We start from the raw sequence: 13,888 nt of genomic DNA on the forward strand, positions 1-13,888 counted from the left end.
TCCCTTACTCGATGACTTTGGGAACCAGGTACAGACCGCTTTCGGTCGATGGCGCGATGGCCTGGTAGGCGTCGCGCTGGTTGCTTTCGGTGACCTGGTCGGGACGCAGGCGCTGGCTGGCCTCCAGCGGGTGAGCCAGAGGCTCGATGCCAGTGGTGTCGACAGCTTGCATCTGGTCGACCAGCCCAAGAATGCTGTTGAGGGCGTCGGTAATGCGTGGCAGTTCGCCATCATTCAGGCCCAGGCGGGCCAGATGGGCGATCTTTTCCACGTCGCAGCGTTCAAGCGCCATGGGGATCTCCAAGGGAAACAAAGAACGGAATTTAGGTCCGCAGTGAGGAACATGTCAGCTTTTTGGCGGTCTAACAGCCGCGAATTTCTGCTGGCGTGCTCGGAAAAACAGCCAATTTAACATATTGGCTCCTTGCCCAAAATCCCTGCCATTGTTAGAGTTTGCCGCACTTTTTTACCCACGCTTTCCCCAGGGTCACTTTCCCATGTTCAAGAAACTGCGTGGCATGTTTTCCAGCGATCTTTCCATCGACCTGGGTACTGCCAACACCCTTATTTACGTGCGTGAGCGCGGTATCGTCCTGAATGAGCCCTCGGTTGTTGCCATCCGTACCCATGGCAACCAGAAAAGCGTCGTCGCCGTCGGTACCGAAGCCAAACGCATGCTGGGCCGTACGCCTGGCAACATTGCAGCCATTCGTCCGATGAAGGACGGCGTGATCGCCGACTTCAGCGTTTGCGAAAAAATGTTGCAATATTTCATCAACAAGGTTCACGAGAACAGCTTCCTGCAGCCAAGCCCGCGCGTGCTGATCTGCGTACCGTGCAAATCGACCCAGGTAGAGCGCCGCGCCATTCGCGAGTCGGCCCTGGGTGCCGGTGCCCGTGAAGTGTTCCTGATCGAAGAGCCAATGGCTGCCGCCATCGGCGCCGGCCTGCCGGTAGAAGAGGCCCGCGGTTCGATGGTCGTCGATATCGGTGGCGGCACCACCGAAATCGCCCTGATCTCGCTCAACGGTGTGGTCTACGCCGAGTCCGTGCGTGTTGGCGGTGACCGCTTCGACGAAGCCATCGTGACCTACGTGCGCCGCAACTACGGCAGCCTGATCGGCGAGTCCACCGCCGAGCGCATCAAGCAGGAAATCGGCACTGCCTACCCGGGCGGCGAAGTGCGCGAAGTCGACGTGCGTGGCCGTAACCTGGCCGAAGGCGTGCCGCGTGCCTTTACCCTGAACTCCAACGAAGTGCTCGAAGCGCTGCAGGAGTCGCTGGCGACCATCGTTCAGGCAGTGAAGAGCGCCCTCGAGCAATCGCCGCCCGAGCTGGCCTCCGACATCGCCGAGCGTGGCCTGGTGTTGACCGGTGGTGGTGCGCTGCTGCGTGACCTCGACAAGCTGCTGGCCCAGGAAACCGGCCTGCCGGTGATCGTCGCCGAAGACCCGCTGACCTGTGTCGCCCGTGGCGGTGGTCGCGCCCTGGAGATGATGGACAAGCACGCGATGGACCTGCTCTCCAGCGAGTGATCCTGCTCGCGGTTCATGAGCGCCCGGTTTACAGGTAGTACGCACAGTGCTACCTGTATGTGCTGGGCTGGCGCCCACACGGGCGCCGTATCCGTCAACCCGCAACCAGGCTGGTGCGTTGTCCCATGTCCAATGACCTCCTGAGTCGTCCACGAGGAACGGCCCATTAAACCGCTTTTCTCCAAGGGCCCTTCGCTGGGCGTTCGCCTGCTCGTTCTGGTGGTGCTGTCAGTCGCGTTGATGGTTGTCGACGCGCGCTTCGACGTGCTCAAACCGGTGCGCAGCCAGATGGGCCTGGTGCTGATGGAGTCGTACTGGATCACCGACTTGCCGCAGCGTGCCTGGCAGGGCGTGGCGGGCCAGTTCGGTAGCCGCACCGAACTGATTGCCGAAAACGAGAAGCTCAAGACCGAGGCCCTGCTGCTGCAGGGGCGCCTGCAGAAGCTGGCGGCCCTGACCGAGCAGAACGTGCGCCTGCGCGAACTGCTCAACTCCTCGGCGCTGGTCAACGAAAAGGTCGAAGTGGCCGAGCTGATCGGGGTCGACCCCAACCCCTTCACGCACCGTATCCTGATCAACAAGGGCGAGCGTGACGGCGTGTTCCTTGGCCAGCCGGTGCTCGATGCCCGCGGCCTGATGGGGCAGGTGGTCGAGTTGATGCCCTATACCTCGCGGGTGCTGCTGCTGACCGACACCACCCACAGCATTCCGGTGCAGGTCAACCGCAATGGCTTGCGCGCGATCGCCAGCGGTACCGGTAACCCCGAGCGCCTGGAATTGCGCCATGTGGCCGATACTGCCGACATCAAGGAAGGCGACCTGCTGGTCAGTTCCGGCATGGGCCAGCGCTTCCCGGCCGGCTACCCGGTGGCCACCGTCAATGAAGTGATCCACGACTCCGGGCAGCCGTTCGCTATCGTGCGTGCCATCCCCACCGCCGCGCTCAACCGCAGCCGCTACATGCTGCTGGTGTTCAGTGACCGGCGCACCCCAGAGCAGCGTGCCACCGATGCTGCCATGGCCCAGGAAGAAGCCGACCGCAAGGGCACCGCGCCCGCCGGCCAGCCAGCCACAACCGGCGAGCAGGCCGCACCGGCCACGGGTACCCCTGCAGCGCCGGCCAGCCCGGCCACGCCAACGGCCCCGGCCGCGCAGCCTGCGGCCCCAAGTGCTGCCCCGGCGGCAGCGCCGGCTGCCCCCGCCCACACCCGGAGACAATGATGGCTGCATCGCGCCGCAACAACGGCTGGGTGATCTGGCTGACTTTCGCCATCGGCCTGCTGCTCAGCGTCTCGCCCATGCCGCAGTTCATGGAAGTGTTCCGGCCCATGTGGCTGGCCTTGCTGGTTTCGTTCTGGACCCTGGCCATGCCGCACAAGGTGGGCATGACCACAGCGTTCGTGCTGGGCCTGGCCGAGGATGTGCTGTACGGCACCTTGCTGGGGCAGAACGCACTGATCCTTACCCTGATCACCTTCCTGGTGCTGTCCTTGCAGCAGCGCCTGCGCATGTTCCCCATGTGGCAGCAAAGCCTGGTCATTCTGGTGATCTTCGGCATTGCCCAGCTGATCCAGCTGTGGCTCAGCGCCCTGACCGGCAACCGTCTGCCCACCCTGGCACTGGTCTGGTCGGCGGTGATCAGCGCCTTGCTCTGGCCGTGGATCAGTTTCGCCCTGCGCGACCTGCGTCGCCGCTTGCGTATCAACTGACGGCGATGCGCCGCTGACAGGGAGATGTCTGCATGAACCCGCTTTACCTGGCCTCCGGCTCGCCTCGCCGCCGTGAATTGCTGACCCAGATCGGCGTGCCGTTCAGCGTCATCAGCGCCCCCATCGACGAAACCCCGCTGGCCGATGAAAGCGCCCAGGCTTACGTCGAGCGTCTGGCCCGGGCCAAGGCTGCCGCCGGCCTGGCCTGCCTCGCCCACCCTGACAACGCCACGGCCCCCGAGCGCCGTGCTGTGGTGCTTGGTGCAGACACGGCAGTGGTGCTCGAGGGGCGTATTCTGGGTAAACCGCAAAGCCGCGAAGATGCCTTGGCCATGCTGGCTGATCTGGCTGGCCGCGAGCACCAGGTGCTGACCGCCGTCGCTTTGACCGATGGCCTGCGCGTGCGCAGCCTGTGCGTGGCCAGCAGCGTGCATTTTCGCCCGATCGGTGCCGACGAAGCGCAACGTTACTGGGCCAGCGGCGAGCCGGCGGACAAGGCAGGCGGTTATGCCATCCAGGGCCTGGGTGCGGTGTTCGTCACCGGCCTGGCCGGCAGCTATTCGGCAGTGGTCGGTTTGCCGCTGTGTGAAACCGCAGAATTGCTCGGCCAGTTTGGCATTGCCTGCTGGCAGCCGCTCGTGCCTGCAACAGAGGTAACAAACCCGCGGTAGCCAGCTCTGCCTTCGCCATCCATCATTACAAGAAACTTTTGACGAGAGCCTGCCATGAGTGAAGAGATCCTGATCAACATCACCCCGATGGAGTCACGCGTGGCGGTGGTGGAAAACGGGGTGCTGCAGGAAGTGCACGTCGAGCGCACTCAGCGCCGTGGCATCGTCGGCAATATCTACAAGGGCAAGGTGGTGCGTGTGCTGCCAGGCATGCAGGCCGCCTTCGTCGACATTGGCCTGGAACGCGCGGCGTTCATCCATGCTTCGGAAATTTCCCAGCGCGAAGGCTCGGCGGTCGAGAACATCACGGCGCTGGTGCACGAGGGTCAGGCGCTGGTGGTACAAGTGACCAAGGACCCGATTGGCACCAAAGGCGCGCGCCTGACCACGCAGTTGTCGATCCCTTCGCGTTATCTGGTGTACATGCCGCGCAGCAGCCACGTTGGCATTTCCCTGAAGATCGAAGACGAAGCCGAACGTGAGCGCCTCAAGCAGGTGGTCAGCAACTGCATGGAGAGCGAGAACATCAAGGATGCCGGCGGGTTCATCCTGCGCACTGCCGCCGAAGGCGCGCGGGCCGAGGAAATCCTGCAGGACATCCGCTACCTGCGCCGCCTGTGGGAGCAGATCGGCAGCCAGATCAAGACCTGCGGTGCACCGACGGTCATCTACGAAGACCTGGGCCTGGCCCTGAGAACCCTGCGGGACCTGGTCAACCCGAAGATCGAGAAGATCCGCATCGACTCGCGGGAAACCTTCCAGAAAACCATGCAGTTCGTGAGCGAACTCATGCCGGAAATCGCCGACCGCCTCGAACACTACCCTGGCGAGCGGCCGATCTTCGATCTGTATGGCGTCGAGGACGAAATACAGCGCGCGCTGGAGCGCAAGGTGCCGCTCAAGTCGGGTGGCTATCTGGTGGTCGACCCGGCCGAGGCGATGACCACCATCGACGTCAACACCGGGGCTTTTGTTGGGCATCGCAACCTTGAAGAAACCATCTTCAAGACCAACCTCGAGGCCGCTACCGCCATCGCCCGGCAGCTGCGCCTGCGCAACATCGGCGGCATCATCATCATCGACTTCATCGACATGGAAGATGAAGAGCACCAGCGCCAGGTTCTGCGCACCCTGGAAAAACAGCTGGAACGCGACCATGCCAAGACCAACATCATCGGCATCACTGAGCTGGGCCTGGTGCAGATGACCCGCAAGCGCACGCGCGAAAGCCTGGAGCAGGTGCTGTGCGAGCCCTGCCTGGCTTGCCAGGGGCGTGGCAAGCTGAAAACCCCCGAGACCATCTGTTACGAAATTTTCCGCGAGATCCTGCGTGAGGCCCGTGCTTACCAGGCCGAAGGCTACCGTGTGCTGGCCAACCAGAAGGTGGTTGACCGCCTGCTGGACGAAGAGTCGGGCAACGTTGCCGAACTGGAAGCCTTCATCGGTAGAACCATTCGCTTCCAGGTCGAGTCGATGTATTCGCAGGAACAATACGACGTGGTGCTGCTCTGAGGCCCTCAGCAACACGTCGCTGCCTCGTCGCGCTGGCGAAACCCGTGCGACGGGCCATCATGGATAAACGACTTGGAGGGCCACGGCCATGGGACGTCTGACCCGCGTTCTTGTTGCCTTGACCCGTTGGGGGCTGGGCATATGCGCCTTGTTGGCGGTATTGGTGGCGCTGTATGTCAGCCTCGGCCGTGCATTGATACCCCTGGTAGCCGAGTACCGTGCCGACGTGCAGAGCAAGGCCGAGCAAGCGCTTGGCATGCCGGTACATGTGGGCGCCCTGGAGGGGCGCTGGAGCGGCCTGGCGCCGGTATTGCGGGTGCGCGACCTGCAACTGGGCGAAGGTGCCAAGGCGTTGCGCCTGGATGAGGTCATGGTCGTGCCTGATGTATGGGCCAGCCTGCTGGCGCGTGAGGTACGCCTGTCGCGTATCCAGCTCGGTGGCCTGCAATTGATCGTGCGCGAGAACGGGCAGGGCGCCTGGAACCTTGAGGGCCTGCCGCAGCAGGACGATACGCCGCTGAACCCTGCCGAGTTGCTGCAGCGCCTGCGCCAACTGGGCCGCGTCGATGTGTTCGACAGCCAGGTCACCTTGCACCCGTGGCAGCGTGACCCGCTGACCCTGACGTATGTGAGTGCCGGCTTGCAGGCCGGCCCCTCGCGGCAGGCCCTGGACCTGCGGGCGACGCTGCCCGATGGCCAGCCCCTGGCGATGAACCTGCGCAGTCGTGTTTCTGCCGAGGCTTGGCGTGACGGCCAGGTCGAGGCCTACCTGAGCCTGCCGCAAAGCGACTGGTCGCAGTGGTTGCCGCCCAGCCTGCTGGGCCAATGGCATGCCGACGCACTGCGTGCAGGCGGCGAGTTCTGGGTCGATTGGGGCAAGGGGCAGTTGCAGAAGGCCGTGGTGCGGCTCAATGCTCCTGAGCTCAAAGGCGCCTACAGCGGGCGCAAGGCCGCCATGTTGAGCAACCTGGCCATGGGCGCCTGGTTCCAGCGCCGCGACCAGGGCTTCGACGTTGTGGTCGACTCGCTGGCCATGGACCTCGGTAAAAGCCGTTGGGAGACGCACCTGCAGGTGCAGCAGCGCCCCGGTGAGCAGGCGGCCGATGAGAGCTGGCAGGTGCAGGCCGACCGGCTCGACCTCACGCCCCTGACCCCGCTGATCGAGGCCCTGGCACCGCTACCCGACGCAGCCATGGCGGCGGTCACTGGCCTGAAGGTGACCGGTGGTCTGCGCAACGTGCGGCTGCAGGCCCGGCCCAAGGCCGAAGGCGACCAGCGCCTGCAGTTCGAGGCCAACCTGGACAAGGTCGGTTTCAATGCTTATCACAGTGCCCCGGCTGCGGGTAACGTCAGCGGCAGTATCAGTGGCGACCTGGGCCACGGCGAGCTGCGCCTGGACACTGAAGCCTTCATGCTGCACTTGTACCCGATCTTCGCCAAACCCTGGCACTACCAGAAGGCCAACGCGCGCTTGACCTGGGTGCTGGACAAGCAGGGCTTCACCCTTGTCGCGCCCTACCTGAAGGTGCTGGGCGAAGAAGGCAAGATTGCCGGCGATTTCCTGATTCGCCTGCTGTTCGAGGAAGGCCGCGAGGACTACATGGACCTGCGCGTCGGCTTGACCGACGGCGATGGCCGGTATACCGCCAAGTATCTGCCCGAAGTGCTCAGCCCGGCCCTCGACGAGTGGCTGCGCAGCGCCATCGTCAAGGGCGCGGTGGACGAAGGCTATTTCCAGTACCAGGGCTCGCTGAACCATGGCGCGGCGCCAGAGGCACGCAGTATCAGCCTGTTCTTCAAGGTGCATGACGCCGCACTGGACTTCCAGCCGGGCTGGCCGCAAGTCCAGCATGTGGATGGCGACGTCTTCATCGAGGACAGCGGCGTGCGGGTCAAGGCCCGGCGCGGGGTGCTGCTGGACACCCAGGTCAGTGACGTCGACGTCGACATCCCGCATGTCGACGAGGGCCAGCAGAGCCACCTGTTCCTGACGGGCAATTTCGATGGCAGCCTGGGTGATGGCCTGAAGATCCTCAAGCAAGCGCCTATCGGCACCGGTGAGATCTTCGCCGATTGGGAGGGTGAAGGGCCGCTGAAGGGTAAGCTCAAGCTCGATATCCCGCTGGCTCACGGGCAGCGGCCCAAAGTGCAGGTAGACTTCGCCACCCATGACGCGCGCCTGAAGGTCGCCCCGCCCACCCTTGAGCTGAGCCGCTTGAAAGGTGACTTCAGCTTCGATTTCGACAAAGGCCTCAGCGGCAAGGGCATCAGCCTGCAGGCCTTCGGCAAGCCCGTCACGGCGCAGATAACGGCCGAGGGCCAACCCGGGCAGATGCAGACCCGCATCGATGCCAATGGCCAGGTAGCGCTCAAGGCGTTGACCGACTGGCTGCAGTTCAAGCAAGCCCTGCCGGCTTCCGGCGACCTGCCTTACCAGTTGCAACTGAGCCTGGGCAGCCGCGACAATCGTTTGAGCGTCAACTCCAACCTCAAGGGGCTGGCGGTCGATTTGCCAGCGCCATTCGGCAAGGCGGCCGCGGAAACCCGCGACAGCCGCTTCAGCATGACGCTACAGGGCCCGGAGCGGCGTTTCGACGCCGGCTACGGTGACCTTGTCCGTGCTGCCTACGCCGCGCCGGCCGACAAGCTCGGCCAAGGCCGGGGCGAGTTGTTGCTGGGCACCGGTGACGCCCAACTGCCCGCTGCACAGGGCCTGCGCGTGCGTGGGCGCCTGGAAACGCTGGACCTGGCCCCTTGGCAAGAGCAGGCCTCACGGCTGGGCGGAGACGACCCAGGTGGCAGTGCGCGGCAGATGCTGCAAAGCGTGGACCTGAGCATTGGCCAGCTCAAGGCGTTTGGCACCGAGCTGAACCAGGCCCTGGTACGGTTGAGCCGAGGCGGCCCCGCCTGGGACCTGCGCCTCGACAGCCAGGAAGTCATCGGCGATGCCCGCGTGCCGGATGCCAAGGGTGCGCCGATGGTCGTGCGCCTGCAGACGCTGCGGCTGCCAGCGCCCAGCCCTGCGGAAAAACAAGCCCAGGAGCGCGCCGAAGATGGGCCGGACCCGCTTGCCACCTTCGACCCACGCAAAGTCCCGGCGCTGGACCTGAGCATCGACAAGCTGTACCGCGGTGACGACCTGTTCGGCAGCGCTTCGATCAAGCTGCGGCCCACTGCACGCGGGGTTGCCGCCAGCGATATCGCTCTTGACTTCAAGGGCCTGCGCATTGGCGGTGGCGGTGGCTGGGAGGGCGAAACGGGCAAGACCAGCAGCTGGTACAAAGGCCGCCTGCAAGGCAAGAACCTGGGCGACGTGCTCAAGGCCTGGGGCTTTGCCCCGACCGTCACCAGCCGCGACTTCCGCCTGGACGTGGACGGCCGCTGGCCAGGCTCGCCGGCTGCCGTCAGCCTGACGCGCTTCTCGGGCAGCATGGACGCGGCGTTGCGGTCTGGCCAGTTCGTCGAGGTCGATGGCAGTGCCCAGGCGTTGCGGGTCTTTGGCCTGCTCAACTTCAATTCGATTGGCCGACGCCTGCGGTTGGACTTCTCCGACCTGTTCGACAAAGGCCTGGCCTATGACCGGGTCAAAGGCCTGCTGGCGGCCAGCAATGGCGTGTACGTGACCCGCGAACCGATCACCATGACCGGCCCGTCGAGCAGCTTCGAGCTGGAGGGCACGTTGGACCTGGTACGTGACCAGGTCAATGCCAACCTGCAGGTGAGCCTGCCGGTGACCAACAACCTGCCGCTGGCCGCGTTGATCGTGGGGGCGCCAGCCGTGGGCGGGGCGTTGTTCCTGGTCGACCGGCTGATCGGTGACCGCGTCTCGCGTTTTGCCAGCGTGCATTACCGTGTCGAAGGGCCGTGGAAAGAGCCTAGAATCACCTTTGTGAAACCCTTCGAGAAATAGTGCCAGGAGTGCCCATGAAGGCAGCGGTGATCCAGATGGTCAGCCAGGACGACGTGCTGGCCAACCTGCAGCGTGCCTGTGCCTTGCTGGAGCAGGCTGCACAGGGTGGTGCGCGGCTGGCGGTGCTGCCGGAAAACTTCGCTGCCATGGGCCGCAAGGACGCCGCTGCCATCGGCCGAGCCGAGGCATCGGGGAACGGGCCTATCCTGCCATGGTTGAAACGTACCGCCCGCGACCTCAGGTTATGGATAGTCGCCGGTACCATGCCCTTGCCACCGGTCGGCCAGCCCGACGCAAAGGCACATGCCTGCTCGCTGCTGATCGATGAGCACGGTGAAGTGGCTGCGCGCTATGACAAGCTGCACTTGTTCGACGTGGACGTTGCCGATAACCGCGGCCGCTACCGTGAATCGGATGATTTTGCCCCTGGCGCACACGTGGTGGTGGCGGACACGCCGGTCGGGCGGCTGGGGTTGAGCGTATGTTACGACTTGCGCTTCCCAGAGTTGTACAGCGCGTTGCGTGCCGCTGGCGCGGAACTGATCAGCGCACCGGCGGCCTTCACTGCGGTAACCGGCGCAGCACACTGGGACGTGCTGGTGCGCGCCCGGGCCATCGAGACCCAGTGCTACCTGTTGGCGGCAGCGCAGGGCGGTACCCACCCAGGCCCACGGGAAACCCATGGCCATGCGGCGATCGTCGACCCTTGGGGGCGGATCGTGGCACAACAGGCGCAAGGCGAAGCGGTATTGCTTGCCGAGCGCGACATTGAAGAACAGGCGTCCATCCGGGCGCGCATGCCGGTGGTATCGCACCGGCGCTTTTTTTCGCAGGACGCATTGCGGCCTGCGCCCACCTTGGAGTGACTATGAGCCAGATGTTATCCACCGTCAGTGAGCAGCTCCTGGCCCCAGGCGGCTTGACCCTGGACAGCCTGCAAAGCGTGCTCGGTGAATTGGCCGGCCCCGGCATCGACGCTGCCGACCTGTATTTCCAGGGCCAGATTTCGGAAACCTGGGCGCTGGAAGACGGCATCGTCAAAGAGGGCAGCTTCAACCTGGACCAAGGCGTGGGCGTGCGTGCCCAGTCCGGTGAAAAGACCGGCTTCGCCTACAGCAATGCCATCAACCTTGAAGCGCTGACGTCGGCCGCGCGCGCCGCGCGTTCGATTTCCCGCGCCGGGCAGAACGGCACCGTGCAGGCCTTCCGCAGCCCGTCAGTGACCGCGCTGTATGCGGCGGACAACCCGCTCGATGTACTCAGCCGTGCCGAAAAGGTCGAGTTGCTGAAGCGTGTCGATGCCGCGACCCGCGCGCTTGACCCGCGTATCCAGCAGGTCAGCGTGAGCATGGCCGGGGTCTGGGAGCGCATCCTCATCGCTGCAGCGGACGGCAGCCTGGCTGCAGATGTGCGGCCGCTGGTGCGTTTCAATGTGAGCGTCATCGTTGAGCAGAACGGTCGTCGCGAACGCGGCGGGCAGGGTGGTGGCGGGCGTACCGACTACCGTTTCTTCACCGAAGAGCGGGTCATGGGCTACGCCCGTGAGGCGCTGCGCCAGGCGCTGGTGAACCTCGAAGCGATCCCGGCGCCGGCCGGGACCTTGCCAGTGGTGCTGGGCTCGGGATGGTCGGGCGTGCTGCTGCACGAGGCGGTCGGCCATGGCCTGGAAGGTGACTTCAACCGCAAGGGCAGCTCGGCGTTCAGTGGCCGGGTTGGCGAGAAAGTGGCGTCGAGCCTGTGCACCATCGTCGATGACGGCACCCTGGAAGGCCGCCGCGGTTCGCTGAGCGTGGATGACGAAGGTACGCCGACCGAGTGCACCACCCTGATCGAGAACGGTGTGCTCAAGGGCTACATGCAGGACAAGCTGAACGCGCGGCTGATGGGCATGGCAGTGACCGGCAATGGTCGCCGCGAATCCTACGCTCACCTGCCGATGCCACGCATGACCAACACCTACATGCGTGCCGGCGAAAGCGACCCGCAGGAAATCATCGCCTCGGTGAAGAAGGGCATCTACTGCGCCAACCTCGGGGGTGGCCAGGTGGACATCACCAGCGGCAAGTTCGTGTTTTCGACCAGCGAGGCCTACCTGATCGAAGACGGCAAGATTACCGCACCGGTGAAGGGCGCGACCTTGATTGGCAATGGTCCGGAGGCGATGAGCCGGGTGTCGATGGTCGGCAACGACCTGGCGCTGGACAGCGGGGTAGGGACGTGCGGCAAGGACGGGCAATCGGTGCCGGTCGGGGTTGGGCAGCCGACCCTGAAGCTGGATGCGATCACCGTGGGCGGTACCGGCGCGTGATGGCCTTTGGGGCCGTTGTGGGAGCGGGCTTGCCCGCCAGCACCGGCGAAGCCGGTGCCGGGCACCGCGTCGCCTGCTTCGCGGGCACGCCCGCTCCCGCAGGGCCTCAGCCTGTCAGCGCAACCCGCGCTGCAACTCGTCGAGGTCGCGGATGTACTTGAACACCTTGCGCGCGGCGGCCGGCGGTTTGTTCCGCGCCTTCTCGTGCTGGGCATGGCGCACCAGCGAACGCAGTTGCTGGCGATCGGTGTCGGGGTATTCGTTGACGAAGCGTTCAAGGTCTTCGTCGTTACCGTCGATCAACCGGTCGCGCCAGCGCTCCAGGCCGTGGAAGCGTTCGTTGTACTGGCGAGTCGAGCTGTCCATCTGCTCGAGCAGGGCATGGATGGCATCCAGGTCCTGCACGCGCATCAGCTTGCCGACGAACGACATGTGGCGTTTACGCGCACCATGAGCAGTGTGCTTGCTGGCCTCGGCCAGGGCCTTGCGCAGCTCGTCGGTCAACGGCAGGCGGGCCAGGGTATCGGCCTTGAGCGTAGTCAGGCGCTCGCCGAGTTCGACCAGCGCATGCAGCTCGCGCTTGATCTGGGTTTTGCTTTTTTCGCCGTCGAAGGCGTCGTCGTTTGAATCAACCATGGTGGCAGTCCGCTAGAAATCGCCGCCATGATAACCAGTCGGGGGCCGCTTGTCCGGCCCGGTCGTAGAATGACCCTCGCCGAACGCAGAATTTGAGTGGAGAGAACCATGAGTGCAGTCCAGAGCGTAGGTCCGAAAGACCTGCCAGCATTGCAAGAGCAGGTCGAGGCGATCATCGCCGAAGCGCGCCGCCAAGGGGCCAGTGCCTGCGAAGTGGCCGTGTCGCTGGAGCAGGGCCTGTCCACCACGGTACGTCAGCGCGAGGTCGAAACGGTTGAATTCAACCGCGACCAGGGCTTTGGCATCACCCTCTATGTTGGCCAGCGCAAAGGCTCGGCCAGTACCTCGGCCAGTGGCCCGGAGGCGATCCGGGAAACCGTCGCGGCAGCGCTGGCCATTGCCAAGCACACCTCCGAGGACGACTGTTCGGGCCTGGCGGACGCGGCGTTGATGGCCCGGGAAATTCCGGACCTGGACCTGTATCACGACTGGGCTCTCGAGCCCGAGAAAGCCATCGAGATGGCGCTGGCGTGCGAAGCGGCGGCGTTCGATGCCGACCCGCGCATCCTCAATGCCGATGGCACCACCCTCAACACCCACCAGGGCTGCCGCGTGTATGGCAACAGCCACGGGTTCATCGGTGCTTACGCCTCGACCCGGCACAGCCTGAGCTGCGTGATGATCGCTGAAGGCGACGGGCAGATGCAGCGCGATTACTGGTATGACGTCAACCGCCAGGGCAACCTGCTGGCCGACCCGCGCAGCATTGGTGTGCGGGCCGCGCAGCGGGCCGCCAGCCGCCTCGGCGCGCGCCCGGTGCCAACCTGCGAAGTGCCGGTGCTGTTTTCCGCAGAACTGGCAGGCGGTTTGTTCGGCAGCTTCCTGTCGGCGATCTCCGGCGGCAATCTGTACCGCAAGTCGTCGTTCCTCGAAGGCAGCATCGGCCAGCGCCTGTTCCCGTCCTGGCTGACCCTCGACGAGCGCCCGCACATTCCGCGCGCGCTGGCCAGTGCAGCGTTCGACGCCGACGGCCTGGCGACCTATGCCAAACCGTTCGTCGACAAAGGCGAGCTGGTGTCGTATCTGCTGGGTACCTATTCGGGGCGCAAGCTGGGCTTGCCCAGCACGGCCAACGCGGGGGGTGTACACAACCTGTTCGTCAGCCACGGCGTCGAGGACCAGGCTGCCCTGATCCGGCGTATGGGGCGTGGGCTGTTGGTGACCGAGCTGATGGGCCATGGCCTGAACATGGTGACGGGTGATTACTCCCGAGGGGCAGCGGGTTTCTGGGTCGAGAATGGTGAAATCCAGCATGCGGTGCAGGAAGTGACGATTGCCGGCAACATGAAGGATATGTTCCAGCAGATTGTCGCGATTGGTAGCGATCTTGAAACACGCAGCAATATCCACACTGGGTCGGTGCTGATCGAGCGGATGACTGTGGCAGGTAGCTGATTCATTGCCTGTACGGCCCATTCGCGGGCTCGCCCGCTCCCACAGCTTGAAGCCTATGCAACCCCCTGTGGGGGCGGGCAAGCCCGCGAAGAGGCCGGTACAGGCAATAAAGAATTTCCAGTGGAATACAAGACCCGGCCCTCGCGCCGGGT

General features: G+C 64.6%; 11 protein-coding genes. 9 read left to right on the forward strand and 2 right to left on the reverse strand.

The features are described from left to right. Nucleotides 1–4: 4 nt before the first annotated feature. Nucleotides 5–292: an Asp-tRNA(Asn)/Glu-tRNA(Gln) amidotransferase subunit GatC gene (gatC, locus tag AACG97_RS05000; RefSeq protein ID WP_003255165.1), complete on the reverse strand. Its 288-nt coding sequence runs from the start codon at nt 290–292 to the stop codon at nt 5–7. A 205-nt stretch (nt 293–497) separates the two neighbouring features. Between gatC and mreB the strand changes: the two genes are divergently transcribed. From mreB to tldD, 8 genes are all read left to right on the forward strand, one after another. Further along, nucleotides 498–1,535 (forward strand): rod shape-determining protein MreB, encoded by a 1,038-nt coding sequence (mreB, locus tag AACG97_RS05005; RefSeq protein ID WP_003255163.1) that lies wholly within the window; start codon nt 498–500, stop codon nt 1,533–1,535. A gap of 195 nt (nt 1,536–1,730) precedes the next feature. After that, on the forward strand, nt 1,731–2,756 hold the full coding sequence (mreC, locus tag AACG97_RS05010; RefSeq protein WP_154211449.1) for a rod shape-determining protein MreC: 1,026 nt from the start codon (nt 1,731–1,733) through the stop codon (nt 2,754–2,756). Further along, nucleotides 2,756–3,244: a rod shape-determining protein MreD gene (gene mreD / locus AACG97_RS05015; RefSeq protein ID WP_029885529.1), complete on the forward strand. Its 489-nt coding sequence runs from the start codon at nt 2,756–2,758 to the stop codon at nt 3,242–3,244. The genes mreC and mreD overlap by 1 nt, the downstream gene beginning before the upstream one ends. 32 nt (nt 3,245–3,276) lie before the next feature. After that, the gene (locus AACG97_RS05020) at nt 3,277–3,915 is read left to right on the forward strand and encodes a Maf family protein (RefSeq protein ID WP_029885528.1); all 639 of its coding nucleotides are present in this window, start codon (nt 3,277–3,279) and stop codon (nt 3,913–3,915) included. Between the two features lie 54 nt (nt 3,916–3,969). After that, the gene (rng, locus tag AACG97_RS05025) at nt 3,970–5,427 is read left to right on the forward strand and encodes a ribonuclease G (RefSeq protein WP_009683058.1); all 1,458 of its coding nucleotides are present in this window, start codon (nt 3,970–3,972) and stop codon (nt 5,425–5,427) included. Between the two features lie 88 nt (nt 5,428–5,515). Then, nucleotides 5,516–9,337, forward strand: a complete 3,822-nt coding sequence (locus AACG97_RS05030) for a YhdP family protein (RefSeq protein ID WP_125854837.1) — start codon at nt 5,516–5,518, stop codon at nt 9,335–9,337. A gap of 14 nt (nt 9,338–9,351) precedes the next feature. Beyond that, nucleotides 9,352–10,203 (forward strand): carbon-nitrogen hydrolase family protein, encoded by an 852-nt coding sequence (locus AACG97_RS05035; protein ID WP_197885672.1) that lies wholly within the window; start codon nt 9,352–9,354, stop codon nt 10,201–10,203. 2 nt (nt 10,204–10,205) lie between these two features. After that, a complete protein-coding gene (gene tldD / locus AACG97_RS05040) occupies nt 10,206–11,645 on the forward strand; it encodes a metalloprotease TldD (protein WP_009683053.1) in 1,440 nt (479 codons plus the stop codon). Nucleotides 11,646–11,759: 114 nt separating this feature from the next. Here the strand turns inward: tldD and yjgA are convergent, their stop codons facing one another. Beyond that, entirely contained in the window at nt 11,760–12,281 is a 522-nt protein-coding gene (yjgA, locus tag AACG97_RS05045; protein WP_009683052.1) for a ribosome biogenesis factor YjgA, read from the reverse strand. A 108-nt stretch (nt 12,282–12,389) separates the two neighbouring features. On the opposite strand from yjgA, the gene pmbA reads away from it, so the two are divergent. Further along, nucleotides 12,390–13,736 carry a metalloprotease PmbA gene (gene pmbA / locus AACG97_RS05050; protein ID WP_047149961.1) on the forward strand — a complete coding sequence of 449 codons (1,347 nt, stop codon included), beginning with the start codon at nt 12,390–12,392 and terminating at the stop codon, nt 13,734–13,736. Nucleotides 13,737–13,888: the final 152 nt, after the last annotated feature.

Source organism: Pseudomonas sp. Nvir, from assembly GCF_963778085.1.
Lineage (GTDB): Bacteria > Pseudomonadota > Gammaproteobacteria > Pseudomonadales > Pseudomonadaceae > Aquipseudomonas > Aquipseudomonas juntendi.

Coding starts and splice junctions, on each gene's coding strand:
- gatC (WP_003255165.1), bottom strand. CDS start 292: ATGGCGCTTGAACGCTGCGACGTGGAAAAGATCGCCCATCTGGCCCGC.
- mreB (WP_003255163.1), top strand. CDS start 498: ATGTTCAAGAAACTGCGTGGCATGTTTTCCAGCGATCTTTCCATCGAC.
- mreD (WP_029885529.1), top strand. CDS start 2,756: ATGGCTGCATCGCGCCGCAACAACGGCTGGGTGATCTGGCTGACTTTC.
- AACG97_RS05020 (WP_029885528.1), top strand. CDS start 3,277: ATGAACCCGCTTTACCTGGCCTCCGGCTCGCCTCGCCGCCGTGAATTG.
- rng (WP_009683058.1), top strand. CDS start 3,970: ATGAGTGAAGAGATCCTGATCAACATCACCCCGATGGAGTCACGCGTG.
- AACG97_RS05030 (WP_125854837.1), top strand. CDS start 5,516: ATGGGACGTCTGACCCGCGTTCTTGTTGCCTTGACCCGTTGGGGGCTG.
- AACG97_RS05035 (WP_197885672.1), top strand. CDS start 9,352: ATGAAGGCAGCGGTGATCCAGATGGTCAGCCAGGACGACGTGCTGGCC.
- tldD (WP_009683053.1), top strand. CDS start 10,206: ATGAGCCAGATGTTATCCACCGTCAGTGAGCAGCTCCTGGCCCCAGGC.
- yjgA (WP_009683052.1), bottom strand. CDS start 12,281: ATGGTTGATTCAAACGACGACGCCTTCGACGGCGAAAAAAGCAAAACC.
- pmbA (WP_047149961.1), top strand. CDS start 12,390: ATGAGTGCAGTCCAGAGCGTAGGTCCGAAAGACCTGCCAGCATTGCAA.